Genomic DNA, 22945 nt, shown 5'->3' with positions numbered 1-22945 from the left:
TCGCCCGGTCCGGGGGTCAGCTGCCCCAGGTGGGCCGCAGCGGCATGTGGGCGTCGCCGTCGGGCCCGACCTTCACGCCCAGCACCTGGTGCAGGCCGATCTCGTTGCGCTCGAAGGCGAGGCGCGAGCCGGCCATGTAGAGCCCCCACACCTTGGCGATGCCGAGGCTGACCTCGCCGAGAGCCTCGTCCCAGTGCTCCTCGAGGTTCTGCGACCAGCCCTGCAAGGTGAGGGCGTAGTGCTCGCGGATGTCCTCGACGTGGCGCACCTCGAGCCCGTGGTCGTGCATGGCCGACACGATCGTGCCGACCGGGGCCAGCTCGCCGTCGGGGAAGACGTAGCGGTCGATGAACGCGCCCGCCTTCGGCGACAGCGACCCGTCGCGCCGGGTGATGCAGTGGTTGAGCATGCGACCCCCGACCCGCAGCTTCCCCTGGAGGAAGGCGAAGTAGTCGGGGTAGTTGCGCACGCCGATGTGCTCCATCAGGCCGATGGACGAGACGGCGTCGAAGTCGCTCTCGCCCACGTCGCGGTAGTCGCTGAACCGCACCTCGGCCAGGTGGTCCAGACCCTGGTCCTTGATCGCCTGCTGCGCCCACTGCGCCTGCTGCTCGCTGAGCGTGACGCCGAGGGCCTGCACGCCGTAGTGCTCGGCGGCGTGGCGCACCATGCCGCCCCAGCCGCAGCCGACGTCGAGGAGCCGGTCGCCCGGACCGAGCCCGAGCTTGCGGCACACCAGGTCGTACTTCTCGTACTGAGCCTGCTCCAGCGTGGCGTCCTCGGTGGGGAAGACGGCGCAGGTGTAGGTCATCGACGGGCCGAGCACCAGCTCGTAGAACCGGTTGGACACGTCGTAGTGGTGGTGGATCGCCTCGGCGTCGCGCGCCTTGCTGTGCCGCATCCCCTCCACCACACGGCGCCAGCGCGGCAGGTGCTCCTCCGGGGGAGGCGGCGGCGGCTTGAGGTTCGACAGACCGAGGCTGCGGACGATCTGCAGCAGCTCGGCCGGGCCGGGCACCTTGAGCCGCAGGCGGCTCTGCACCAGGGTCATCAGGTCGTAGGGGTTGGCCAGCGACACGCCCTCGATCTCGAGGTCGCCGGCCACGAAGGCGCGGCCGAAGCCGAGGTCCCCGGGGGCGGTCATCAGGTAGGCCAGTCCGCGCTCGGTGCGCAGGCGGACGGTGATGTCGGCGTCCTCGGGCCCGGCGCTGCTGCCGTCGTAGGCCTCGAAGCGGAAGGGCATGCCATCGCGCATGAGGCGCTCGACGGCGCCGGCGATGGTGAGGGTGTCGGTGTCCCGCGTGATGATGCTCATGAGTTCCTCACGGCTTTCTCGTACAAGGAGCTGAGTCGCCCCTCGGGGTCGTGCTCGGCGCGCACGGCGTCGAGCGCCGCGGTGCCGTACAGGTCGGCGAAGGTGGCCTCGTCGTAGAAGGCCTCGGAGTACAGCGACTTGTGGCCGCCGAGGGTGTGCACGTGCTCCTCGATGCGCCGGTTCACCAGGCCGTCGGGAGAGCCGACCGGCACGACGACGGTGCCCCAGAAGCCCAGGTTCACGTAGGTCTCGCCCGGACGCAGCGGGTAGCCGGGCCAGGAACGGGTGGTGCGCAGCGGGCACAGCCACACCGGCCGCATGCCGACCTCGGCGTCGAACCAGGAGAGGAACTCCGGGACCGCGGCCACCGGGACCTCCACGTCCTGGATGACCTTCTCGCGGCCGGGAACCTTCTTCACGCGGTCGAGCAGCCGGCTGACGCCGACCTTCGCGTCGAGCGCGATGATCCGGTGGTAGACGTCGGAGCGTCGCCAGCGTCGGGGCCAGACGCGACGCACCCACGGGTTCTGGGCACCGAAGGCGGCCGAGCACCAGAACCAGTCGGTGTCCCAGCGCCACAGGTAGTCGTGCATCGTGAGGCGGTCGGTCTCGCGGCGCTGGAGCGAGCGGTAGAACACGTCCTGGCCGGTGTAGTCCGACGTCGGACCGGGCTCGTCGGTGAACCGGGCCAGCGTCACGTACACCTCGTCGGGCGCGAAGGCGGTGGCGTCGAGCCCGTGGACCGGTTCGCCGTGCCAGGTGCCGGACTCGGCGACCTCGCCCAGCATCGTCGCGGCGTCGGCGGCGTCGTCGAGGCGGACGTGGCGCAGCGCGACGTAGGGCGGCACGGCCTCGAGACGGATGCGCAGTCGCGTGGCGTAGCCGAGGCTGCCGTAGGAGTTGGGGAAGGCGTCGAACAGCGCGTCGCCGGGCTTGCAGGTGACGATCTCCCCCGCGCCGGTGAGCACGTCCATCTCCAGGACCGACTCGTGCGGGAGGCCGTTGCGGAACGACGTCGACTCGATGCCGAGCCCCGTGACGGCGCCGCCGAGCGTGATGGTGCGCAGCTGCGGGACCACGTAGGGGATCAGACCGTGCGGGAGGGTGGCGTCGACCAGGTCCTCGTAGGTGCACATGCCCTGGACGTCGGCGGTGCGCTCGCCGACGTCGAGGGCGACGACCCCGTCGAGGCCGTCGACGTCGAGGCCGGGGACCCCTGGGTCGGCACGTGGGCGGAACAGGTTGGACGTGCGCTTGGCGAGGCGGACCGGAGCGCCGGCCGGGATCGCCGCGTAGGAGCCGAGCAGCCTGTCGACCGCCCGCTGGTGCTCGCTCCAACCCTTCACCCGCCCAGACTAGGGCGGCGGGAGGGCGGACCTCCACCCGGGATGGTTGCAGACGTCAACGACCCAGGGGTGACGCCTCGTCCGGCTCCTCAGCGCGCGTCGGGCAGTCGCCAGACCAGTGCCTCGCCGTCACCGGCGACGAGGACGCGTTCGACGTCGGTCGCGCGGAGCTCGTCGCCCGGCCCGAGGCGGACGCCGTCGGCCACCACCTCGCCGCGCGTGACGTGGACGAGGACCTTCGCGGCACCGGTGACCTCCAGCGGCCTGTCGCCCCGAGGACGCGCCACCAGGAGCTCGGCGTCGGCATGGACGGGCACGGTCGGATGGAGCCCGGGCTTCTCCGGCACCTTCGCGGAGGCGTACTGCGGCGCGGCGTCGTGACGGGAGCGCAGCATCATCTGCACGAACCGCAGCGGCTCGGTCGGGGAGGCGTTCAGCTCGGCGTGCTCGGCCCCCTCACCGGCGCTCAACCGCTGCGCCACGCCCGGCGCGATCGTGCCCGCGTGGCCGGTGGTGTCGCGGTGCGCGAGTGCCCCCTCGAGCACCCAGGTGACGATCTCGACGTCGGCGTGGCGGTGGGCGTCGTACCCGCGACCCGGCGCGACGAGCTCCTCGTTGATCGCCACGAGAGGACCGAACGCCACGTTGTCGGGGTCGTAGTGCGCGCCGTAGGAGAACGAGTGGAGCGTGCGCACGCCCTCGCCCTCGGTGACGTAGCGCTCGCCCGCGCGGCGGACCCGACTAGGCATAGCCGAGCTCGTGCAGCCGTGCGTCGTCGATGCCGAAGTGGTGCGCGATCTCGTGCACCACGGTGATGCCGACCTCGTGCACCACGTCGTCCTCGGTGTCGCAGATCGCGAGGGTGGGGTTGCGGTAGATCGTGATGCGGTCGGGCAGGACTCCCCCGTAGGCGGTGTCGCGCTCGGTGAGCGCCACGCCGTCGTAGAGCCCCAGCAGGTCGGGGTCCTCGGGCGGGGCGTCGTCCTCGACGAACAGCACCACGTTGTCGAGCATCGCCGTCAGCTCGGGGGGCACTTGCGCGAACGCGGCCTCGACCAGCTCGGCGAACCGGTCCTCGCTCATCTCCACCACGGGTCCATCCTGCCCGAGCGCTCCACGGCCGTCGGGGCGGAGCACGCGGGGTGACGGGCGCGTCCCGTCGGCCTCCGTGGCCCCGTATGCTGGGGCGGCCGCGCCCCCTTCGTCTAGCGGCCCAGGACGCCGCCCTTTCAAGGCGGTAGCGCGGGTTCGAATCCCGTAGGGGGTACCAGATCTCCCCTCGCCCGAGCCGTCTCAATGTGATCTTGGTCACTTCTGGGCTCTTTTCCAGGAATATGCCCTGACCTGCGAAAACTCGAGTTGGACGCGTGTAGTTCTCGACCTACGATGACCCCATGGTCGCCGTCCTCCTCACCTTCGTCAGTCTCGTCCTCACTCTCGCCATCGGCGCCGTCTTCCTGCTCGGGGCCCACCAGCTCGTGACCATGATCGTGCGCCACCTCGAGACCCGTCCGACATACTCGGACGATGCCCGCCGGACGCTTCGCTCCCTCGCCGTCCGGCGACCTGCACGTCGGTAACCTCCGCACCGCGCTCCTCGCCTGGCTGTTCGCCCGCTCGACGGGACGCAGCTTCCTGATGCGCGTCGAGGACCTCGACCGCGTCCGCGCCGGCTCCGAGGAGCAGCAGCTGGCCGACCTGCGCGCCCTCGGCATCGACTGGGACGGACCCGCCGTGCGCCAGAGCGAACGTCGCGACGTCGTCGACGCCGCCATCGCCACCCTCGAGTCGGCGGGCCTGACCTATCCGTGCTTCTGCACCCGTCGTGAGGTGCAGGAGGCGGCGAGCGCACCCCACCTGCCGCCCGGTGCCTACCCGGGGACCTGCCGCGACCTGACCGCCGACGAACGCACCGCGCGCGCCGCCGAGCGGCCGGCGGCCCTGAGGCTGCGGTCCGCGACGCCCACGTGGACCGTGCACGACGAGCTCCACGGCGACGTCGAGGGAGCCGTGGACGACTTCGTCCTGCGTCGCAACGACGGCGTGCCGGCCTACAACCTGGCCGTCGTGGTCGACGACGCGGCGCAGGACGTGGACCAGGTGGTGCGCGGCGACGACCTGCTGACGTCGGCGCCGCGACAGGCCAACCTCGCCACGCTGCTCGGCCACGCCCAGCCGACGTACGCGCACGTGCCGCTCGCCGTGAACACCCAGGGCGTCCGCCTGGCCAAGCGCGACGGGGCGGTCACGCTCCGCGAGCTCGGCCGCGACCAGGCCTGGGCCATGATCACGGCGTCGCTCGGCCTGAGCGGTGACACCCCGTCCGACCTGCTCGCATCCTTCGACCCCGCATCACTCCCGCGGCAGCCCTGGACCGTGGTCGGCTGAGGCCGCCCCTTTCCCTTCCCCCGGGCGGTAGGTGGCCCGCACTGCCGGACCACCCAGAGGTGGGAGAGCCGCGGATGGCGGCGCCGTGTCCGCGCACCACCTACCTCGGCCCCGGAGGCACCGCAGCCACACGAGCAGTCGTTCAGAAACGGGCGAGGAAGTCCTCCACCAGACGGGTCACGGCCTCGGGCTGCTCGATGGTGCTCGAGTGCCCCGCCTTCGGCACGACCTCGAGGCGAGCACCGGCGATGCCGGCCACGATCGCCTCGGCCTTGGCCACCGGCGTGGCCACGTCGTCCTCCCCCACGATCACCAGGGTCGGTGCCTCGATCCGGTCCAGCTCCGGAGCGATCGGGTCGCGATCGGTCACCCCGAGGATCGCCGCGCGCATGCCTCGGCGGTCGACCGTGGCCAGCTTCGCCATCCACGGGCCGACGACCTCGTCGCGCCGCGACGAGCCGAGCAGGTCCGGGCCGAACATGATCGGCTCGACCTTCGAGCGCACCGGCCCCATGCCGAGCCAGCGGTAGACCCGCGCCAGCGTGCGGTACTGCGCGACCTTCTCGGGGTCCTCGGGGCCGGCGCTGGTGTCGAGCAGCACGAGCGAGAGCACCCGTTCCGCGTGTTGGGCCGCGAGCCTCATGCCCACGAACCCGCCCATCGACAGACCGGCGTAGTGCACCGCGTCGAGGCCCAGGTGGTCCAGCAGCGCCACCAGGTCCCCCGTGAGCGAGTCCATGTCGGCAGCGCGGTCCGCTGCGGCCGGGGTGTCCCCCTGGCCGCGCCAGTCCACCGTGATGCAGCGATACCGATCCTTCAGCGCCGCCACCTGCGGGTGGAACATCCACCCGCTGAACAGCAGGCCGTGGCCCATCACCAGCGTCGGCGCACCGGGCGACGGCTCGCCGGAGTCGGTGTAGTGGAACGAGATCCCGTTGACATGAGCGTGTGGCACGGGTCACAGGGTGCCACACTCCCTGGCGCATCCCGGGCGCACCGAACCGGGGCCGGACGCACCACGGCCCGGCACCCACGCGGGTGCCGGGCCGTGACGCGGGTCCGATCGATCAGATGAGGCCCTTCTCCTCCAGCCACTCCTTGGCGACGGTGGCGGCCGAGGCCTTCTCGTCGCCGTCGACACGGCCGTTGAGCTCGATGAGGTCCTCCGTCGTCAGCTCGGCCGAGACCGCGTCGAGAGCGTCCTCGACCACGTCGCTGGACTTCGCGTCGTTGATCAGCGGGATGATGTTCTGCGCCGCGATCAGGTTCTCCGGGTCCTCGAGGGTCACGAGGTCGTTGGCCTTGATCGAGGGCGTCGTCGAGTAGATGTTCGCGACGTCGACGTCACCGTCCTTGAGCGCCTTGATCGTGGCCGGTCCACCGGCGTCGCTGATGGGCGTGAACTCCACGTCCTTGGCGCCGTAGACCTTCTTCAGGCCGGGGACGCCGTAGGGCCGGGTCTCGAACTCGGGGTTCGCGCCGACCTTGACCGTGCCGAGCTTGGCGAGGTCGCCGATCGAGGTGATGCCCTCGGACTCGGAGAGCTCCCGGGTGACGTTGTAGGAGTCCTTGTCCTCGGCCGGGGCGGGCTCGAGCGTCTCGAGCTCGCCCGGCAGCGCGTCGTCGAGCGCGTCCTCGACCGCACCGGGCTCGGTGGCCGTGGCGTTCTTGTCGAAGTAGAGCAGCAGGTTGCCGGTGTACTCGGGGATGAGGTCGATCTCGCCGCCCTCGAGCGCGGGGATGTAGGCCTCGCGCGCACCGATGCGCAGCTTCTTCTCGACCTTGACGTCCTTGGCCTCGAGGGCCTGGGCGTAGATCTCGGCGACGATCTCGGCCTCGGTGAAGTCGGCCGAGCCGACGACGATCGTGTCGGAGTCGGACGCGCCGGCCTCCGTGGGGTCACCGCCGCAGGCGGTGAGGGTGAGGGCGGCGGCCGCGAGGGCGGCGCCGATCCCGATCTTGTGCACGGACATGTCTCTCCTTGGGGGTGGTCGTGCTCAGGTGGTGGAAGTCTGGGTGGTGGAGGTCTGGGTGGTGGAGGTCTGGGTGGTGGCTGTCTCGATGGTGTCGTCGCGCGAGGAGCCGGCGCCCCGCGTCGGGCGGGCGCTGCGGGCGGCAGCACCCTGCGCGACGGCGAACAGGCCGTCGAGCAGGAGCGCCAGGACGACGACCACCACGGACCCGCCCACCATCTGGGGGTAGTCGCGGACGGCCTGGCCGTCGAAGATGAAGCGGCCGAGCCCGCCGAGCGAGACGTAGGCGGCGACCGTCGCCGTGGCCACCACCTGCAGCGTGGCGGCCCGGAAGCCGCCGACGACGAGTGGCAGGCCCAGAGGGACCTCGACCTTGGTGAGGATCTGCCACTCCGTCATGCCTTGGGCGCGTGCGGCGTCGACCGTCTGGGGATCGACGGACTCGACGCCGGAGTAGGCGCCGGCCAGCAACGGCGGCACGGCGAGGACCACGAGGGCCAGGATCGGTGCGCCGAGGCCGATGCCGAGCAGCAGGGTGAAGACGGTCAGCACGCCGAGCGTCGGCAGAGCGCGCAGGGCGCCGGTGACGCTGATCGCGAGCCCGCGGAAGCGGCCCGTGTGGCCGATGTAGAGACCCAGCGGGACCGCGATCGCCGCGGCCACCGCGATCGTGAGGCTCGTGTACCCGAGGTGCTCGACCACCCGGTTCGGGATGCCGCGCTCGCCGGACCAGTTCGCGCCGTCGGTGAGCCAGGCTGCGGCGTCGGAGACCACGCTCATCGCTTCGCTCCGCTCGTCTGCGCCCACGGCATGAGCGTGCGTCCGGCCAGCACCAGGAGGGCGTCGATGACCAGGGCCAGCACCACGATGCCGACCAGGCCGACCATGATCTCGGTCAGGAAGTCACGCCGGTAGCCGTTGGTGAACAGCGACCCGAGGTTGGAGACACCGATGAGCGCGCCGACGCTCACCAGGCTGATCGTGGAGACGCTCACGACCCGCAGCCCGGCCAGCAGCACCGGACCGGCGAGCGGCAGCTCCACCCCGAAGCCCCGCTGTCGCGACGAGTACCCGGTGGCGGTGGCGGAGTCGAGCACCGCCGGGGACACCGACTCGAAGGCGTCGGCGGCCGTGCGGACCATGATGGCCACGGCGTAGAGGCTGAGCGCGACGACCACGTTGAGCGGGTCGAGGAAGCCGGTGCCGATGATGCCCGGCAGCGTGACGAACAGGGCCAGCGACGGGATCGTGTAGAGCACGCTGCCCGCCCCGAGCAGCGTGCCGCGCAGCCTCGGGTGCCGGCTGGCGTACCAGCCGATGGGCACGGCCAGGACGAAGCCGATGACGATCGGCACCAGGCTGAGCCAGGTGTGGGCCCAGAAGAGCTCGAGCACCATGTCGCGGTTCTGCCACGCCCACTCCACGGCTCAGTCCTCCAGCACGCCGGCGGGGCGCCCCGTGGCGTCGACGACGACACGGCGGCCGTCACGATCCTCCACGCGCAGGGACCGGCCCCCCTTGTCGAGGCCGACGAAGCTGGCGACGAAGTCGTCGGCCGGCGCGGCGAGGATGTCGGCCGGTGCGCCGACCTGCGCGATCTCGCCGCCCTTCTTGAGGATCACGACCTGGTCGCCCAGGGCAAAGGCCTCGTCGATGTCGTGGGTGACGAAGACGATGGTCTTGTCCAGGTCGCGCTGCAGTCGGCGCAGCTCGCCCTGCAGCTCGAGCCGGACGATGGGGTCGACGGCGCCGAACGGCTCGTCCATGAGCAGGATGTTGGGGTCGGCCGCGAGCCCGCGCGCCACCCCGACGCGCTGCTGCTGCCCCCCGGACAGCTGCCCGGGGTACTTGCGCGCCTGGGACTCGTCGAGCCCGACCGTGCGCAGCACCTCGAGCGACCGCTCGCGCGCCGCCTTCTTGTCGGTGCCGTTGAGCCGGAGCACGGTGGCCACGTTGTCGACGACCTTGCGGTGCGGCAGGAGGCCGGCGTGCTGCATGACGTAGCCGATGCTGCGGCGCAGCTGCACGGGCTCGGAGGTCGCGACGTCGACGTCGTCGATGAGCACCTGCCCGGCACTCGGGTCGACCATGCGGTTGACCATGCGCAGCAGCGTGGTCTTGCCACACCCCGACGAGCCGACGAACACGGTCGTCGTGCGCGACGGGATGGTGAGGTCGAAGGAGGCGACGGCCTGGGTCCCGTCGGGGAAGGTCTTGCCGACGGACCGGTACTCGATCATGGGACGACAGTCTTCACGGCCGCACCGACATCGGCAATCGGAAACGTGTCGACGGGCAGCCCGGCGGCGCGCCACGCGTGGATCCCACCGACCACGTCGGTGGCGTCCAGACCCAGGGATCGCAGCGCTGCAGCGGCGAGCGAGGACGTGTAGCCCTCGGTGCAGAGCACGATCCACTCGGCGTCCCACGTGGCCTCCGCCAGGCTGGCGCCGGACTCCGGGTGCAGACGCCACTCGAGGTGGTTGCGCTCCACGTGGAGGGCGCCGGGCACGATGCCGTCGGACTCACGCTGCCACTGCGGGCGGATGTCGACGAGCCGGGCGCCGGCCCTCGTGCGGTGCGCCGCCTGGTGAGGACTGACCCGGACCAGCCGGCTGCGGGCGTCGGCCAGCAGCGCGTCGACCGAGGCGAAGCGTGCCGCCCTGCGGGGCGGCTCGGCCGCGAGCGCGCTCACGAGGCAGCCTGCCGAGCGTCCCGTGCGGGCGCCTCGACCTCCGGGTCGTCGGTCCAGACGTGGGCGAGCCGGACGAGTCGAGCCGATCCGTCTCCGTCGGGCTCGACGTCGAAGAAGTCCATCCGCTCCAGGGGCGGGGAGTAGACGTGGACACTGACCGCCGTGCCGGGGAGGACGTTGCGCACGTCGTGCACGTACCCGGGGCCGAAGGCGACGACGTCCCCTCGCGTGCGAGTGGCGCCGTCGGCCTCGCGGACGGCGGGGTCCCACACGGTCTCCTCGAGCTCGCCGGACACGACGGTGAAGGCGCCGCTCGACCCGCCGTGCCCGTGCAGCTGGGTGCCCTGCTCCCGGGTCCAGGAGATGAGCCAGACGTCGACGTCGTCGTCGTGGTGCAGGCGCACGTGCCAGCGCTCGTCGGGGTCGGCGTGCACGGAGTGCAGCTCGGCGCGGACCTCGTCGGCCACACAGGTCGCGCGCTCGACCAGCTGGGCGAGGGGCAGTGCGCGGCGGTGACGGCGAGGCTTCATGGGTCGATCGAACCGCGCCGCGACCGTTCGCGGGCGGGGTCCCGGCATGCGGACGCACCGCTGGGCGCCGACGTGCGGTGATAGGCGAGCCCCCGTTTTGTGGTCGCCCGACCCCATGGGATAGAGTGACCGTCGCGGTTACGCCGCACTGCAAGGCCCCGTGGCGCAGTTGGTTAGCGCGCCGCCCTGTCACGGCGGAGGTCGCCGGTTCGAGTCCGGTCGGGGTCGCAGAGGAACGAGAAGAGGGCCCGCGCCATCAGGTGCGGGCCTTCTTCGTGCTCCGGCGCCGGTGTCCAGTGCGTCACAGTCGGAATGCTCGGCGGAGCCAAGATGGTTGAACGTTCCATGACTTCCACGACCACGAGCGAGTACGTCCTCGACGACACGGCCCTCGACACGCTGTTCCGCGAGGCGCGCACGGCGAACACCTTCACCGACGAGCCCGTGACGGTCGAGGAGATCCGCGCCGTCCACGCGGTGACCAAGTTCGGCCCCACGGCCATGAACAACCAGCCCCTGCGGATCGTCCTCGTGCAGAGCCCCGACGCCCGCGCCCGTCTCGTCGAGCACATGAGCGGCAGCAACAAGGCCAAGACCTCCACGGCCCCGCTCGTCGCGATCCTGGCGGCCGACACGGACTTCCACGACCACCTGCCGGAGTTCTTCCCGCCCTTCCCCGGTGCCCGCGACATGTACGACGCCGACGAGGCCATGCGCTTCCAGCAGGCCGAGTTCAACGCGGCCCTGCAGATCGCCTACTTCCTCATGGGGGTGCGCGCGACCGGTCTGGCCGCCGGACCCATGGCGGGCTTCGACCGCAGCGGCGTCGACCGTGACTTCCTGGGCGGCACGAGCTGGCGGTCGCAGCTCGTGGTGAACCTCGGCCACCCCGGCCCGGACGCCTGGCAGGAGCGCCTCCCGCGCATCGAGTTCGACGACGCGGTGCGCGTCGTCTGACGTCCGGCCCCCCTTTGCCGCACCCACCCAAACCGGTTTCAGGTCCGCCGATCCGGTGCGATAAGGTGGCGGTCGCCCGCTCACGGGCGACGGTCAGGTAGCTCAGTTGGTAGAGCGTCCGCCTGAAAAGCGGAAGGTCAGCGGTTCGACCCCGCTCCTGACCACCAGAGCGGTCCCGGTGATCGGGACTGCTTTCCGGGGTAATTGTTTCCCCTCGAATCCCAGACTCAGATCGAAGATGGCCCGCGGAAGTCGCGGGAGGGTTTGATTTCTCAAACCTGCCCGATCAAGGAGTGAGTGGATGCCCGCTACTGAGCCCGCGGGCAGGTCCGAAGGCCGTCGAGCCACGCTCACGGAACTGGGCCTCCGCGTTGCTGCGTGTCGCACTGAACTTGGACTGAGCCTGGCGTCTGTCGCCGAGGCCGTTGGGGTCCACCACTCCACGCTGTCGAGACTTGAACGCGGCCAACAGGACCTCGGCGCGAGTCATCTCCCGATGCTTGCCCAGGCCCTCGACGTCAGCGTCCGTGTGTGGTGACGTGTGACGCAGCGATCTAACTTGAGGACGCGTATCTTCGAAGTGTCTGGCGGCTCGGGCGGCGCTTACCACCTCGATAGGACTAACGCCATGGGTGACACCGCCGACATCCCGTACGACGAGCTAGCACCAGAGCAGCGGGCCGTGACCCGGCACCAGTGGGATGTCGACATCAGGGCGACCCGCGAGGCTCTGAACTATGCGGAGCGCTTTGCCTCAAAGGGCCGCGCCTACGTGGAGGCAGCCTCCGATGAGTCCGTAATTCGTCGCAGCGGGGCGCGCTAGCCGATGGAAAGCCGATCAGCCGCGCCTATGCCTGGCTGAATTCTTGGCAGCGCAGTCATACATTTGCGCAAGCGCAGCAGGAGGCCCACTCACGACATTGGATCGAACAGAGGAGGTCACGCCTCGGGGCAAGTCTTTCCGGCGACGATCTGAAGGCTATAGCGAACCTCTTGCTGAAGTTCTTGCCCGTCGTGCAGATAGTTGACGCGCACGGCCCCAGACGAGCCTGCACCGGTCCGCGCGCGGACGCCGACCCAGAGAAACCATGTCTGGGCCGGCTTGATAACCGCGCCGGGAACAGACTGACCTTCCTCCTTTAAAGTCTCTTCGGCCCCGGGATAGGCGGGTGGCCACTGAGACCAGACCAGCCCATTCGCTTTCTTGTCGCTAGGCACGATCGCTGCGCCAACGATCTCCAGTCCCTGGGCATCGATCAGTTCTGCGGACTCGAGCGTGACGTCTGACTGAGTAGTGTTCTTGAGTAGTGCCTGCCCGAACGTCTTCGGCTCGCTGCCATTCGCCTGGCAAAGAGTCCACGCCGATCCGACATCGAGCGCCTCGCCGGTCCGGACTCCATTGCTCGAACAGCTCGCCGTGGCCGCGACCAACAAGGCAACGGCTAGGACCGCCGCGACCCGTCGAGACTGGGACGAAACCCGTACAGGTGAACCTCTCACGTGAGCCCTTGCATGGCGATGACTCGGGCGTCACCACCGGGGAAGTCGGCGCTGCCGCACAAGTTTCCAGCCGTCGTGAAACTCCATTTCTGCTCAGCCGCGGTCGTGAACCCCGTCTGCGAGGAGAGGTCGATGCCGATGGCTGCCTCGATCTTGACGCCGTTGTTCCACCTGATCGCCTCGGTAGAGTTCTTCGTGCCTGACGAGCCCGCGGCGTAGGGAGTGCAGTTGGGTGTTGCGAGCGTGCTGCGACCCGTTCGGGTTCGCGTACCGCCCTCGTGCTTGATGGGGCGCACCGTCACTTCGCTGACGCCCCTCGTGGGGTAGAACGTGCAGTACTTGCCGTACGAGAACTGAGTGTCGAAATTCAGGTACTGCGGAGTAGTAATCTTCGGGAACTCGACCTTCAGGGTGTGTTCGCGAGTTACTGCATCAGAAGCGGTGAAGATGCCGTCGACCTCGATAGCGGTCCCGAGCGACGTCGACGCCAGAGTGCTGTAGACGAACTCTGATTCTTTCCCGCTCACCCTGATGAGGGCGTTGCCGACGTTGACCCAACGGTTTCCGAGATTCTCGATCAAGGTGGTGCCGGTGGACGGGCAGACCTCGTCCTGACTGGCCTTGGTGCTCGTCGGCGAAGGCACGTCCGTCAGCGCTTCCGCTTGAGACTTCGACTCTTCGTCGGACTCACCCACGGTCTGGCCAGTCGCCGAGTACGACCGCTTGCCGGCTGTAGCCGTCGTCGAAGGCGCATTTAGAGCGACTTCGGAGCCGCGCAAAACGTCGCCCGTCCTGCTGTCGACCACGGCCGCAGATTCAGGCACACCGTCAGCCACACGGGAGTCCGCGAGCGTCACCGTCCGAGTCACGATGCCTTCTGACCCGAGGTCGCCGACGACGTCAATGTCGAGGTACTTCTCGCCATGCATGAGGTTCGTGATGTCGGCGATGTCGCTCGCAAGAATGTCGACCTGCCCCGTCCGTGAGGTCGCGCGTCGCGCGATCTCCACGCGATCAACTTGCTGTCCCACCCTCACATCGGCAAGGTCCTTTGCCGATGGCCACGCGTAGAGGGTGACGGGGACATGTGCTGCCGGGTCGCCTTGCGCATCAGCGACCCCGACCGAGACGACGACCTCGTCGTCAGCAGAGGCGGTTGCGCTCTGCCAAGTCAGTCCCACAACTGCCACCGCGCCCACGACTGCGCTGACTCCGATTTTTTGTGCGCCCAACAAGCTTGTACGCATGCCTCGACCCCCCGAGATTGGTTCCGCTCAAGCAAGCGGTGCCCGCAGTTTCGGCGTTCAGGTGGCCGCCGTCAAGGATTCAGTAGATGGCCACACCGTTTCGAGACGAACGTAGGTACTTCTCGACCTTGTTGTCATTATTCGGCTTCTGCCATGTTATCGACGCCGTTATTGCCTGACTGTCACACGATGTCGAGGTCGCCCGACTCCGCCGAAGAGGTTCGCCTCGAGGACGACCGTCGGATTGGCGCGCTACCGGCCTGGCGCGACGGATCTCCCGCGCCGCGTCCTCCCGTCCGGAGGCACGAGCGCACCCTCAGCGGTGCGCGGTGGCCTCGAAGAGGTGGACCGCCGCGTCGACGATGTCGTCGGGCTCCGCCTCGACGGCACCCTCGAGCCAGTCGGTCACCAGCTGGGCGATCCCGCCGATGAACATCGTGGCGGCCAGCCGACCCTCGGGCTCGTCCCAGGCGCTCGGCCCGTGCAGCGACCGCGACTCCTGGGCGGTGAGCGCCACGAAGTCGCGCAGCAGCTCGGCGCGGCGTGCCCGCAGCGCCGGCAGCGCGACCGACTCGATCATCGCCACGCGTCCCTTGCGGGGGTCGTCGGTCAGGATGCGCACGAAGGCCGCGAGACCGGCGCGCACCCGCTGCTCGGCGTCGCCCTCGGCCTGCTCGAGCGCCGAGACCGACGCGGACGCGATCTCGGCGGCGACCGCCTCGAGCACCGCCGTGAGCGCCGCCTCGAGGTTCGTGAACTGCTCGTAGAAGTAGCGCTCGGAGAGTCCGGCGGTCGTGCACACCCGGGTCATCGTCACCGGTCCGGCCGCCTCGGTGCCCCACACCTCGAGGGCAGCCTCGAGCAGCCGTTCACGCCGCTCCCGCCGTCGCTCCTCGTGCGTCCGTCCGCCGTAGACCCCTGCCTTCACCGCCATGTCGACATCATACGTGGATATTGACAGGACGCCCTTCCTGAATCAGGATGACCCGTGATGCAGGTCACTCCTGGAGGTCCCATGACACAACCGGTGGACGCCCCGTACCGACGCGGGCTCCCGTGGGTCGGGCAGACGCTGCGCTACGTACGCGACCCGCTCGCGATGATGCGCGACCAGCACGACCGCTACGGCCCCGTCAGCGAGATGGACTTCATCGGCGACCGGTGGACCGTGCTGCTCGGCCCCGACGCCTGCGAGGCAGCGTTCCGCAACGCCGACAAGGCCTTCGCCAGCGGACCAGGATGGGGGCGACTGGTGGGGCCGTTCTTCGACCGCGGGCTCATGCTGCTCGACTTCGAGGAGCACCACCGCCACCGCCGGATCATGCAGGCCGCCTTCACGCGCGACCACCTCGCCGGCTACACCGCCGCCCTGCAGGAGCCGGTCCGCCGGACGATCGCCGCCTGGGAGCACGGACCCGACGTCCAGGTGTACCCGGCGCTCAAGTCGCTCACCCTCGACGTCGCGACCGAGGTCTTCATGGGCGGCGTGGAGCCCACCGACCCCGGCGAGCTCGACCGCGTCAACGCCGCCTTCATCGACTGCGTCCAGGCCGCGACCGCCCTCGTGCGTCTGGACGTGCCGTTCACCCGCTGGGGCCGGGCGCTGCGCGGACGGCGACTCCTCGAGGACTTCTTCGCCCGCCACCTGCCCGGCCGCCGCGACGGTGACGGCACCGACCTGTTCTCGGTGCTGTGCCGCCTGCGCGACGAGGACGGCAGCACGTTCAGCGACGACGACGTCGTCAACCACATGATCTTCCTGCTCATGGCCGCGCACGACACGTCCACCATCACCAGCTCGACCATGGTCCAGCTGCTCGGCCAGCACCCCGAGTGGCAGGAGCGCTGCCGGGCCGAGGCGATGGCCCTCCCGGAGCACCCGACCCTCGACGACCTCGACACGCTCGTCGACATCCCGCTGGTGATGAAGGAGGCGCTGCGGCTGGTCCCGCCCGTCCCCGTGGTCGCCCGGCGCACCGTGAAGGAGACCGAGGTGCTCGGCCGACGCATCCCGGCCGACCGGCTCGTCGTCGTGATGATGCACCTGTCGCACCACCTGCCCGAGCTGTGGCCGGACCCGGAGCGCTTCGACCCCGAGCGCTTCGCCGAGCACCGCCGCGAGGACAAGGCCCACCGGCACGCGTGGGACCCGTTCGGCGGCGGGGTGCACAAGTGCCTCGGCCTGTTCTTCGCCGGCGCCGAGGTGAGCTCGATCCTCGTGCACCTGCTGCGGCACCACCGCTGGAGCGTCGACCCCGACTACCGGGCTCCGCTGAGCTACCTCTCCCTCCCGTTCCCGAAGGACGGACAGCCCGTCCACCTCTCACCCCTCCCCCAAGGAGCGACATGGCACGCACGCACCAGCTGACCGGCAGCACCGTCCTCGTCACCGGCGCCGCGCGCGGCATCGGTCTGGCCACCGCCGAGCGGTTCGCCGCGGCCGGGGCCCGCGTGGTCCTGGGCGACCTCGACGACGACCTGGTCGACAAGGCGGCGCGCTCCGTCGGTCGCGGCGCCGTCGGCCACCGCCTCGACGTGAGCGACCGCGCGTCCTTCGCCGCGTTCGTCGCGTTCGCCGAGGCCGAGGTCGGGCCGGTGGACGTGCTCGTCAACAACGCGGGCATCATGCCGATCTCCCCGCTCGTGGACGAGACCGACGACGCCACCGACCGGATCCTCGACGTGAACCTGCGCGGCGTCATCACCGGCACCAAGCTCGTCGTGCCGGCGATGATCGCGCGAGGTCGCGGTCACGTGGTCAACGTGGCGTCCGGCGTCGGCCGCATCGCCCTGCCGCACGGCGCCACCTACAGCGCGAGCAAGTACGCCGTCGTCGGCTTCACCGAGGCGATGCGCACCGAGCTCGCACCCCGGGGCGTCGACGTCTCGGCGATCCTGCCCACCGTGGTCGCCACCGAGCTGGGCTCAGGCATCCAGGCGACGCGCGGCATGCGTCCGTGCCGCCCCGAGGAGGTGGCCGACGCCGTGGTGGCGGTGGCGCGGAAGCCGCGCTTCGAGACCTGGGTGCCGCGGCACGCCAAGGCGATCTACTACGGGGCCAACCTGCTCCCACGACGAGCGAAGGACACGCTCGGTCGGGCCCTCGGCACCGACGGCGTCCTGGCCGACGCCGACGAGGAGATCCGCGACGCCTACGAGCAGCGCGCCGCCCACTCCTGAGTCCCCGCGTCTCGGAGCGTCATCGGCCGATCCGCCGTCACTCGGACGACGGTGCTCCGAGGCGCGAGGGGTCGGGGTAGCGCGCCGACAGGGTGTCGCCCGACGAGGTGCCCGTGAGGCGGCGCTTCACCCACGGGGCGGCGTGCGTGCGTGCCCAGTCGAGGTGGTCGGCCCGGGCTTCCCGGGGCGTCCGTGCCGGCGGGTCCACGAGGGGCAGCGGCTCGAGGTCGTGCGGCACGCCCAGCTCGTCGAGCACAGCGATGGCCATCCGCTGGTGGCCGGCCGACGACATGTGCAGCCGGTCGACGGCCCACATCCTCGGGTCGCGGTACTCACGCATGCGCCAGAAGTCGACGAGTCGCGTGCCGTGCCGGTCGGCCACCTCGCGCACCAGCTCGTTGTAGATCGCGAAGCGCCCGCGCCCGGCGGAGAAGATGGGGAAGCCCGCAGGGTCGAACGCGGTGAACAGCACGACCGTCGCCCCCGTGCCCGCCAACGTCCCGACAGCGTCGTCGTACCGGGACACGAGCGCGTCGATGTCGACCTTGGGGCGCATGATGTCGTTGCCGCCCGCGTACAGCGAGACGAGGTCGGGCCGGGCCGCCACGGCGGGCTCCAGCTGCTCGTCGAGCACCGCGGCCAGCTTGCGACCGCGGATCGCGAGGTTCACGTAGCCGAAGCCGTCGCCTCCCCCGCCGACCGCACCGCGGCCGAGCACCTCGGCCACCCGGTCGGCCCACCCGCGCACGCCGTTGGGGCGGGTCGGGTCGGGGTCGCCGACGCCCTCGGTGAAGGAGTCGCCGAGGGCCACGTACCTCTGGAAGCTCATCCGGACAGGCTAGGTGGCGCGCCCGACGCCGGTCACCGGAGCCCGCCGTAGGCTGACGACATGGACCTCGGACTGGCAGGCAGGACGTACGTCGTCACCGGTGGGACCCGCGGACTGGGTCGCGCGACGGCGGAGGTGCTCGTGGCCGAGGGCGCGAACGTCGTGCTCTCCTCCCGCTCGCAGGAGTCGGTCGACGCCGCCGTGCGGGAGCTGGGCTCGGCCGGTCCCGGCGGAGCGGTCGGCATCGCCGCCGACAACGCCCACGAGGACACCGCCACCTCACTGGTCGCCGTCGCGCAGGAGCACTTCGGCGCTGTGCACGGAGCCCTGGTGAGCGTGGGCGGCCCGCCTCCGGGCACCGTGCTGGGACGCACCGACGCGGAGTGGCGCGGCGCCTTCGAGAGCGTCTTCCTCGGCGGCCTGCGCATCGCCACCGCCGTCGCCGAGGCGATCGAGCCGGGACGGGGCGGCTCCATCGCGCTCGTCCTGTCGACGTCGGCCAAGATGCCCGTCACGGGGCTGGGCATCTCCAACGGCCTCCGCCCAGGGCTGGCCATGGCGGCGAAGGACCTGTCCGACGAGCTGGGCCCTCGCGACGTGCGTGTGAACGCGTTGCTGCCCGGACGCGTGGACACCGAGCGCGTGCAGGAGCTGGACGCGCTGTCCGGCGACGCGGCGGGCTCCCGCGAGCGCGCCGCCGCCGCCATCCCGCTGCGCCGCTACGGCCGACCCGAGGAGTTCGGTCGCGCCGCGGCCTTCCTGCTCTCCCCCGCGTCGGGCTACCTGACCGGCGTCATGCTCCCGGTCGACGGCGGCCTGTCGCGCGGTCTCTGACGTCCCCGCGTCAGCGCCGGGGCAGGACCGTCTGCTCCGGTGCCGAGTGGTCGGCGGGCGTCCAGCCGGGCGGGCCGAACAGGTAGCCGAGCTTGTCGCGGAACCGGTGGGCCGAGCGCACGTCGCGCACGATCTCGACGTAGTCGCCGTACTGCAGCTTCAGCAGGTTGTACGTCTCGACCTTCTTGGTCAGGCCGTAGGTGGGGCGCTGTCGCTCCTCGGTGAACGAGCCGAACAGCCGGTCCCACACGATGAGGATGCCGCCGTAGTTCTTGTCGAGGTACTCGGGGTCGCTGCCGTGGTGCACCCGGTGGTGGGACGGCGTGTTGAACACGTACTCGACGGGCCTCGGCAGCTTCGTGACCAGCTCGGTGTGCACGTAGAACTGGTAGATCAGGTTGAAGCCGAACGCCACGTAGAGCGTCCACGGCGCGAAGCCGAGCAGCGGCAGCGGCAGCCAGAAGAAGAACTCGAACCAGGGGTTCCACTTCTGCCGCAGCGCGGTGCCGAAGTTCATGAACTCGCTGGAGTGGTGCGCCTGGTGCCCGGCCCACGCGATGCGGACCCGGTGGCTGAACCGGTGGTGCCAGTAGTAGCCGAGGTCCACGCCCAGGATCACCAGGACCCAGTACCACCACGTGTCCGTGGGCAGCTGGAACGGCGCGACGTAGGCGTAGACGGCCACGAAGCCGAAGAACGTCACGACCTTGAACGCCGTCAGGAAGACCAGGGAGAGGACGCCCATGGAGATCGACGTGCGGGCGTCCTTGAGGGCGTAGCCGGTCGTGTTGTCGTCGTGGTCGAGCCACTTGAGGGCCGCGAACTCGATGAGGATGGTCAGCACGAAGAACGGCGCGGCGTAGGTCACCGGGTTCTTCAGCGGGTCCAGCAGGTCGTCCATGCGTCCTCCGACGTCGACGTCGACCCCGGGCGTCACCGTCCGGGCATATGACTTTTGGGTAAGTTACCACGTGTTCATACTCGTCCGCTAGAGTTCGGACATGGCCGTCCGACCCAACGCCGGCACCAAGGGGGTCCCCCGTGCCGAGCGCGAGGAGCAGATCCTCGACGTCGCCTCCGTGGCCTTCGGGACCGACGGCTTCGCGGCCACCAACATCGCCGACGTCGCGCGCGCCGCCGGGATCTCCAAGCCGCTCGTCTACAACTACTTCGGCTCCAAGGAGGGCCTCTACGCCGCGTGCCTCGACCGCGCCGGGACCCTCCTGGGCGACGAGATCGAGCGCATCGCGCGGGAGGACGTCGTGGGCATCGAGCGCGGCGTCCGCACGCTCGCGGGGATGTTCGCCGTGCTGGAGGACCGCCGTCACGTCTGGCGGCTCCTGCACGACCGCACCGCGCCCACCGCGAGCGAGGTCGTGGGCGTGGTCAGCGCACACACCGAGCGTCTCGACAAGCTGGCCCACGAGGGCGTGAGCGAGCTGCTCGCCCTGGGAGGCGTCACCGACGAGCTCGACGTGTCGGCCATGACCGCCACCTGGCTCGGCATCGTCGACTCCCTCATGGACTGGTGGGTCGACCACCCCGAGCAGACGGCCGCCGACATGGTCGACCGCGTGGGCCGGCTCATCGGTGCCCTGTTCGTCGACGCGTCCGCCGTGGCCACGCGATGAGTCCGCGAGTCCGACGGTCCAAGGTCGCGGTCGTCACCGGCTCCTCGAGCGGCATCGGCGCCGAGGCGGCGGTGCAGCTGGCCGAGCGCGGCTGGACCGTGTGCCTGCTCGCCCGTCGCGCCGACGAGCTCGACACCGTCGCGGCTCGCGTGCGAGAGGCCGGCGGCACGGCTTGCACCTACCCCGTCGACCTCACCGACGACGCCGACACCGCCCGGGTCGTCGACCAGCTGCTGGCCGAGCACCCACGCATCGACGTGCTCGTCAACAACGCCGCCCGGTCCATCCGACGCTCGATCCGCGACTCCACGGACCGCCTGCACGACTACGAGCGCACCGTGGCGATCAACTACCTCGGCGCGGTGCGGCTCACGCTGGCCCTGCTGCCCCGCTTCCTCGAGCAGGACCGCATCGACGGGTCACGCGGCCACGTCGTGTTCTCCTCGACCATGTCGTCCCAGCTGCCGATCCCGCTCTTCTCGGCCTACCTCGGCAGCAAGGCCGCCCTCGAGTCGTTCGCGCGGTCCCTGCTCGCCGAGCACGGCCACGAGGGCGTGACCACCACCGTCGTGTACTTCCCGATGGTGCGAACGGAGATGTCCGGGGCCACGAGCATCTACGCCGCCATGCCGATGATGACGCCCGACAAGGCGGCTCGCTGGCTGGTCAAGGCCGCCACCGAGCGGCCGACGCGGGTCACCAGCCTCGGCGGCGCCGTCACCGAGGCCGGCATGTCGGTGCTGCCCGGGGCGCTCACCAAGGTGATCACCCCGAGCATCCGCCGGATGGACAAGCGTCTCGCGCGCCGCACGCGCGACTGATCGATCCGTGCGTCGAGCGTCCGGACGGGAGTAGCATCCGAGGAGGTCCTCACCACCCCGAGGGCCACCACCAGCGCCCCGTCCACCCACACCGGGGCCCAGCACACCAGGAGCACTCCGTGACCACGTCCGTCTTCGCCCATCCGCACGAGCAGGTCGTCTTCTGCCACGACGAGGCCAGCGGCCTGCGGGCCATCATCGGCCTGCACTCGACCGCCCTCGGCCCCGGCCTCGGCGGCACCCGCTTCCACCCCTACGCGAGCGAGGCCGACGCCCTCGCCGACGTGCTCGCGCTCAGCCAGGGCATGGCCTACAAGAACGCGCTCGCCGGGCTCGACCTCGGCGGCGGCAAGGCCGTCATCATCGGCGACCCGCGCACCCAGAAGACCGAGGCCCTGCTGCGCGCCTACGGTCGCATGGTCGAGTCGCTCAACGGTCGCTACTACACCGCGTGCGACGTGGGCACCTTCAGCCCCGACATGGACGTCATCGCCCGCGAGACCTCCTACGTGACCGGCCGCACCGTCGAGCACGGCGGCGCCGGCGACTCCTCCGTGCTCACCGCCTTCGGCGTCTACCAGGGCATGCGCGCCAGCGCCCAGCACGCGTGGGGCAGCCCGTCCCTCGCCGGCCGTACCGTGGGCGTGGCCGGCGTCGGCAAGGTCGGCAAGCACCTCGTGGAGCACCTCGTGGCCGAGGACGCCTCCGTCGTCGTCACCGACGTGGACACCGCCGCGATCGAGGCGCTCACCGCGCGCTTCCCGCAGGTGCGCGTCGTCGCCTCCACCGAGGCCCTGGTGGCCGAGCCGCTCGACGTCTACGCGCCGTGCGCGCTCGGGCGGGCCCTGTCCGACGACGTGATCGACGTCCTGTCGGCCCGCGTGGTCTGCGGCGGCGCGAACAACCAGCTCGCGCACGACGGCACCGCCAAGCTGCTCACCGAGAAGGGCGTCGTCTACGCCCCCGACTACTGCGTGAACGCCGGCGGCGTCATCCAGGTGGCCGACGAGCTCGACCCGCAGGGGTTCAGCTTCGAGCGCGCGAAGGCCCGTGCCACGGGCATCTTCGACACGACCCTCGCCGTGCTCGAGCGGGCCGCCTCCGAGAGCATCACGACGGCCGAGGCCGCGGACCGCCAGGCGGAGCAGCGCATGCGTGACGTGGGCCGACTCGGCCAGATCCACCTGCCGCGCTGACCCTCCTCCCCGTCGGTCAGGGGTCCTGCGCGCGCGGTTCCTGGGCGTCGATGACGTCGATCATCGCGGCCAGGAACCGGCGCACGACGGCGAGCTCGTCGTCGTCGAACTGGTCCATGGCCGCGTCCATCGACGCGGCCATGGGTCCGAACATCGCGCTGGCGGCCTCGCCTGCGGACCTGGTCATCGCCAGGCTGACCCGACGGCGGTCGACCTCGTCGTGGGAGCGCTCCACGTGGCCGGACCGCTCCAACCGGTCGAGCAGCGTCGTGGTGGCCGACGGGCTCAGCGCGAGGGCGCGGGCGAGCACGCCGGGTGTCAGCGGCGCCCGCCCGTCCTCGTGCGCGCGAGCCAGCACCGACAGCGCCGTGAGGTCCGACCGGTGCAGGCCGTGGGCGGCGCCGGCGCGCTCGGCGTAGCGCGTGGATCGCTCGGACAGGTCGCGGAGCTGGCGCACGACGTCGGCCCGGTCACCCTCGGGGGGTCCGTGTTGCGCACTCATG

At 70.6% G+C, this 22945-nt stretch carries 28 protein-coding genes and 3 tRNA genes; 14 read left to right on the top strand and 17 right to left on the bottom strand.

Translation table 11 applies throughout. The features are described 5' to 3' along the window. Positions 1–16: 16 nt before the first annotated feature. From NBW76_RS04895 to NBW76_RS04880, 4 genes are all read right to left on the bottom strand, one after another. Complete coding sequence (locus NBW76_RS04895; protein ID WP_055963823.1) at positions 17–1315, bottom strand: class I SAM-dependent methyltransferase; 1299 nt, start codon at positions 1313–1315, stop codon at positions 17–19. Continuing rightward, on the bottom strand, positions 1312–2661 hold the full coding sequence (locus NBW76_RS04890; RefSeq protein ID WP_055963819.1) for an FAD-binding oxidoreductase: 1350 nt from the start codon (positions 2659–2661) through the stop codon (positions 1312–1314). The genes NBW76_RS04895 and NBW76_RS04890 overlap by 4 nt, the downstream gene beginning before the upstream one ends. Positions 2662–2750: 89 nt before the next feature. Then, on the bottom strand, positions 2751–3410 hold the full coding sequence (locus NBW76_RS04885) for a pirin family protein (RefSeq protein ID WP_055963816.1): 660 nt from the start codon (positions 3408–3410) through the stop codon (positions 2751–2753). After that, positions 3403–3744, bottom strand: a complete 342-nt coding sequence (locus NBW76_RS04880; RefSeq protein ID WP_082480410.1) for a metallopeptidase family protein — start codon at positions 3742–3744, stop codon at positions 3403–3405. The genes NBW76_RS04885 and NBW76_RS04880 overlap by 8 nt, the downstream gene beginning before the upstream one ends. 111 nt (positions 3745–3855) lie before the next feature. On the opposite strand from NBW76_RS04880, the gene NBW76_RS04875 reads away from it, so the two are divergent. From NBW76_RS04875 to gluQRS, 3 genes are all read left to right on the top strand, one after another. Beyond that, a tRNA-Glu gene (locus NBW76_RS04875) sits at positions 3856–3931 on the top strand. 124 nt (positions 3932–4055) lie between these two features. Next, on the top strand, positions 4056–4241 hold the full coding sequence (locus tag NBW76_RS04870; RefSeq protein ID WP_055963809.1) for a hypothetical protein: 186 nt from the start codon (positions 4056–4058) through the stop codon (positions 4239–4241). Next, positions 4189–5049 (top strand): tRNA glutamyl-Q(34) synthetase GluQRS, encoded by an 861-nt coding sequence (gene gluQRS, locus NBW76_RS04865; protein WP_056556089.1) that lies wholly within the window; start codon positions 4189–4191, stop codon positions 5047–5049. Before NBW76_RS04870 ends, gluQRS begins: the two co-directional genes overlap by 53 nt. Positions 5050–5191: 142 nt before the next feature. Here gluQRS and NBW76_RS04860 read toward each other — a convergent pair whose 3' ends face one another. The 7 genes from NBW76_RS04860 to NBW76_RS04830 all read right to left on the bottom strand — a co-directional run bounded on the left by NBW76_RS04860 (position 5192) and on the right by NBW76_RS04830 (position 10247). Next, positions 5192–6004, bottom strand: a complete 813-nt coding sequence (locus NBW76_RS04860) for an alpha/beta fold hydrolase (RefSeq protein ID WP_056556091.1) — start codon at positions 6002–6004, stop codon at positions 5192–5194. Between the two features lie 112 nt (positions 6005–6116). After that, positions 6117–7022, bottom strand: coding sequence for an ABC transporter substrate-binding protein (locus tag NBW76_RS04855; protein WP_056556094.1), 906 nt, complete (start codon positions 7020–7022; stop codon positions 6117–6119). 24 nt (positions 7023–7046) lie between these two features. Next, the gene (locus tag NBW76_RS04850; RefSeq protein ID WP_082482029.1) at positions 7047–7802 is read right to left on the bottom strand and encodes an ABC transporter permease; all 756 of its coding nucleotides are present in this window, start codon (positions 7800–7802) and stop codon (positions 7047–7049) included. Continuing rightward, positions 7799–8419 (bottom strand): ABC transporter permease, encoded by a 621-nt coding sequence (locus tag NBW76_RS04845; RefSeq protein WP_055966194.1) that lies wholly within the window; start codon positions 8417–8419, stop codon positions 7799–7801. Before NBW76_RS04845 ends, NBW76_RS04850 begins: the two co-directional genes overlap by 4 nt. 30 nt (positions 8420–8449) lie before the next feature. Then, on the bottom strand, positions 8450–9262 hold the full coding sequence (locus tag NBW76_RS04840; RefSeq protein WP_055963798.1) for an ABC transporter ATP-binding protein: 813 nt from the start codon (positions 9260–9262) through the stop codon (positions 8450–8452). Then, positions 9259–9717, bottom strand: a complete 459-nt coding sequence (locus NBW76_RS04835) for a rhodanese-like domain-containing protein (protein WP_055963795.1) — start codon at positions 9715–9717, stop codon at positions 9259–9261. Before NBW76_RS04835 ends, NBW76_RS04840 begins: the two co-directional genes overlap by 4 nt. Then, the gene (locus NBW76_RS04830; RefSeq protein WP_056556097.1) at positions 9714–10247 is read right to left on the bottom strand and encodes a cysteine dioxygenase family protein; all 534 of its coding nucleotides are present in this window, start codon (positions 10245–10247) and stop codon (positions 9714–9716) included. The genes NBW76_RS04835 and NBW76_RS04830 overlap by 4 nt, the downstream gene beginning before the upstream one ends. Positions 10248–10401: 154 nt before the next feature. Between NBW76_RS04830 and NBW76_RS04825 the strand changes: the two genes are divergently transcribed. From NBW76_RS04825 to NBW76_RS04810, 5 genes are all read left to right on the top strand, one after another. Next, a tRNA-Asp gene (locus tag NBW76_RS04825) sits at positions 10402–10475 on the top strand. Positions 10476–10592: 117 nt separating this feature from the next. Continuing rightward, entirely contained in the window at positions 10593–11204 is a 612-nt protein-coding gene (locus tag NBW76_RS04820; RefSeq protein ID WP_056556100.1) for a malonic semialdehyde reductase, read from the top strand. Between the two features lie 91 nt (positions 11205–11295). Next, positions 11296–11371: transfer RNA gene (locus NBW76_RS04815), tRNA-Phe, on the top strand. A gap of 134 nt (positions 11372–11505) precedes the next feature. After that, on the top strand, positions 11506–11742 hold the full coding sequence (locus NBW76_RS16935) for a helix-turn-helix transcriptional regulator (protein WP_082482031.1): 237 nt from the start codon (positions 11506–11508) through the stop codon (positions 11740–11742). A gap of 90 nt (positions 11743–11832) precedes the next feature. Then, complete coding sequence (locus NBW76_RS04810; RefSeq protein ID WP_156364864.1) at positions 11833–12027, top strand: hypothetical protein; 195 nt, start codon at positions 11833–11835, stop codon at positions 12025–12027. A gap of 116 nt (positions 12028–12143) precedes the next feature. Here NBW76_RS04810 and NBW76_RS04805 read toward each other — a convergent pair whose 3' ends face one another. From NBW76_RS04805 to NBW76_RS04795, 3 genes are all read right to left on the bottom strand, one after another. After that, positions 12144–12638 carry a hypothetical protein gene (locus NBW76_RS04805; RefSeq protein ID WP_156364865.1) on the bottom strand — a complete coding sequence of 165 codons (495 nt, stop codon included), beginning with the start codon at positions 12636–12638 and terminating at the stop codon, positions 12144–12146. A 62-nt stretch (positions 12639–12700) separates the two neighbouring features. Beyond that, entirely contained in the window at positions 12701–13951 is a 1251-nt protein-coding gene (locus tag NBW76_RS04800; RefSeq protein WP_156364866.1) for a hypothetical protein, read from the bottom strand. A gap of 316 nt (positions 13952–14267) precedes the next feature. Further along, positions 14268–14885, bottom strand: coding sequence for a TetR/AcrR family transcriptional regulator (locus NBW76_RS04795; RefSeq protein ID WP_055963777.1), 618 nt, complete (start codon positions 14883–14885; stop codon positions 14268–14270). Positions 14886–14966: 81 nt separating this feature from the next. On the opposite strand from NBW76_RS04795, the gene NBW76_RS04790 reads away from it, so the two are divergent. Next, positions 14967–16319, top strand: a complete 1353-nt coding sequence (locus NBW76_RS04790; protein WP_200931198.1) for a cytochrome P450 — start codon at positions 14967–14969, stop codon at positions 16317–16319. Continuing rightward, positions 16298–17131: an SDR family oxidoreductase gene (locus NBW76_RS04785; RefSeq protein ID WP_056556104.1), complete on the top strand. Its 834-nt coding sequence runs from the start codon at positions 16298–16300 to the stop codon at positions 17129–17131. Before NBW76_RS04790 ends, NBW76_RS04785 begins: the two co-directional genes overlap by 22 nt. Before the next feature lie 37 nt (positions 17132–17168). Here NBW76_RS04785 and NBW76_RS04780 read toward each other — a convergent pair whose 3' ends face one another. After that, complete coding sequence (locus NBW76_RS04780) at positions 17169–17960, bottom strand: SGNH/GDSL hydrolase family protein (protein ID WP_056556107.1); 792 nt, start codon at positions 17958–17960, stop codon at positions 17169–17171. 60 nt (positions 17961–18020) lie between these two features. Here NBW76_RS04780 and NBW76_RS04775 point away from each other — a divergent pair, with 60 nt between their 5' ends. Then, complete coding sequence (locus tag NBW76_RS04775) at positions 18021–18794, top strand: SDR family oxidoreductase (protein WP_056556110.1); 774 nt, start codon at positions 18021–18023, stop codon at positions 18792–18794. A gap of 10 nt (positions 18795–18804) precedes the next feature. Here NBW76_RS04775 and NBW76_RS04770 read toward each other — a convergent pair whose 3' ends face one another. Beyond that, a complete protein-coding gene (locus NBW76_RS04770; protein WP_235493049.1) occupies positions 18805–19731 on the bottom strand; it encodes a sterol desaturase family protein in 927 nt (308 codons plus the stop codon). Between the two features lie 64 nt (positions 19732–19795). On the opposite strand from NBW76_RS04770, the gene NBW76_RS04765 reads away from it, so the two are divergent. The 3 genes from NBW76_RS04765 (at position 19796) to NBW76_RS04755 (ending at position 22442) form a co-directional block, all read left to right on the top strand. After that, positions 19796–20425 (top strand): TetR/AcrR family transcriptional regulator, encoded by a 630-nt coding sequence (locus tag NBW76_RS04765; RefSeq protein ID WP_055963757.1) that lies wholly within the window; start codon positions 19796–19798, stop codon positions 20423–20425. Beyond that, positions 20422–21246, top strand: a complete 825-nt coding sequence (locus NBW76_RS04760) for an SDR family NAD(P)-dependent oxidoreductase (protein ID WP_055963752.1) — start codon at positions 20422–20424, stop codon at positions 21244–21246. The genes NBW76_RS04765 and NBW76_RS04760 overlap by 4 nt, the downstream gene beginning before the upstream one ends. A gap of 119 nt (positions 21247–21365) precedes the next feature. Further along, on the top strand, positions 21366–22442 hold the full coding sequence (locus NBW76_RS04755; protein ID WP_055963749.1) for a Glu/Leu/Phe/Val dehydrogenase dimerization domain-containing protein: 1077 nt from the start codon (positions 21366–21368) through the stop codon (positions 22440–22442). A gap of 16 nt (positions 22443–22458) precedes the next feature. Here NBW76_RS04755 and NBW76_RS04750 read toward each other — a convergent pair whose 3' ends face one another. Continuing rightward, positions 22459–22944: a MarR family winged helix-turn-helix transcriptional regulator gene (locus NBW76_RS04750; protein ID WP_162239228.1), complete on the bottom strand. Its 486-nt coding sequence runs from the start codon at positions 22942–22944 to the stop codon at positions 22459–22461. Position 22945 lies beyond the last annotated feature (1 nt).

It is taken from the genome of Aeromicrobium sp. Leaf245, assembly GCF_942548115.1.
Taxonomy (GTDB): Bacteria; Actinomycetota; Actinomycetes; order Propionibacteriales; family Nocardioidaceae; genus Aeromicrobium.
Note: the sequence above shows the minus strand (reverse complement) of the source record. Positions and strands in the feature narration are given on the sequence as shown.

Coding starts and splice junctions, on each gene's coding strand:
- NBW76_RS04895 (WP_055963823.1), bottom strand. CDS start 1,315: ATGAGCATCATCACGCGGGACACCGACACCCTCACCATCGCCGGCGCC.
- NBW76_RS04885 (WP_055963816.1), bottom strand. CDS start 3,410: ATGCCTAGTCGGGTCCGCCGCGCGGGCGAGCGCTACGTCACCGAGGGC.
- NBW76_RS04880 (WP_082480410.1), bottom strand. CDS start 3,744: ATGAGCGAGGACCGGTTCGCCGAGCTGGTCGAGGCCGCGTTCGCGCAA.
- NBW76_RS04870 (WP_055963809.1), top strand. CDS start 4,056: ATGGTCGCCGTCCTCCTCACCTTCGTCAGTCTCGTCCTCACTCTCGCC.
- gluQRS (WP_056556089.1), top strand. CDS start 4,189: ATGCCCGCCGGACGCTTCGCTCCCTCGCCGTCCGGCGACCTGCACGTC.
- NBW76_RS04855 (WP_056556094.1), bottom strand. CDS start 7,022: ATGTCCGTGCACAAGATCGGGATCGGCGCCGCCCTCGCGGCCGCCGCC.
- NBW76_RS04850 (WP_082482029.1), bottom strand. CDS start 7,802: ATGAGCGTGGTCTCCGACGCCGCAGCCTGGCTCACCGACGGCGCGAAC.
- NBW76_RS04845 (WP_055966194.1), bottom strand. CDS start 8,419: ATGGTGCTCGAGCTCTTCTGGGCCCACACCTGGCTCAGCCTGGTGCCG.
- NBW76_RS04840 (WP_055963798.1), bottom strand. CDS start 9,262: ATGATCGAGTACCGGTCCGTCGGCAAGACCTTCCCCGACGGGACCCAG.
- NBW76_RS04830 (WP_056556097.1), bottom strand. CDS start 10,247: ATGAAGCCTCGCCGTCACCGCCGCGCACTGCCCCTCGCCCAGCTGGTC.
- NBW76_RS04820 (WP_056556100.1), top strand. CDS start 10,593: ATGACTTCCACGACCACGAGCGAGTACGTCCTCGACGACACGGCCCTC.
- NBW76_RS16935 (WP_082482031.1), top strand. CDS start 11,506: ATGCCCGCTACTGAGCCCGCGGGCAGGTCCGAAGGCCGTCGAGCCACG.
- NBW76_RS04810 (WP_156364864.1), top strand. CDS start 11,833: ATGGGTGACACCGCCGACATCCCGTACGACGAGCTAGCACCAGAGCAG.
- NBW76_RS04800 (WP_156364866.1), bottom strand. CDS start 13,951: ATGCGTACAAGCTTGTTGGGCGCACAAAAAATCGGAGTCAGCGCAGTC.
- NBW76_RS04795 (WP_055963777.1), bottom strand. CDS start 14,885: ATGGCGGTGAAGGCAGGGGTCTACGGCGGACGGACGCACGAGGAGCGA.
- NBW76_RS04790 (WP_200931198.1), top strand. CDS start 14,967: ATGACACAACCGGTGGACGCCCCGTACCGACGCGGGCTCCCGTGGGTC.
- NBW76_RS04785 (WP_056556104.1), top strand. CDS start 16,298: ATGGCACGCACGCACCAGCTGACCGGCAGCACCGTCCTCGTCACCGGC.
- NBW76_RS04780 (WP_056556107.1), bottom strand. CDS start 17,960: ATGAGCTTCCAGAGGTACGTGGCCCTCGGCGACTCCTTCACCGAGGGC.
- NBW76_RS04775 (WP_056556110.1), top strand. CDS start 18,021: ATGGACCTCGGACTGGCAGGCAGGACGTACGTCGTCACCGGTGGGACC.
- NBW76_RS04765 (WP_055963757.1), top strand. CDS start 19,796: ATGGCCGTCCGACCCAACGCCGGCACCAAGGGGGTCCCCCGTGCCGAG.
- NBW76_RS04760 (WP_055963752.1), top strand. CDS start 20,422: ATGAGTCCGCGAGTCCGACGGTCCAAGGTCGCGGTCGTCACCGGCTCC.
- NBW76_RS04750 (WP_162239228.1), bottom strand. CDS start 22,944: ATGAGTGCGCAACACGGACCCCCCGAGGGTGACCGGGCCGACGTCGTG.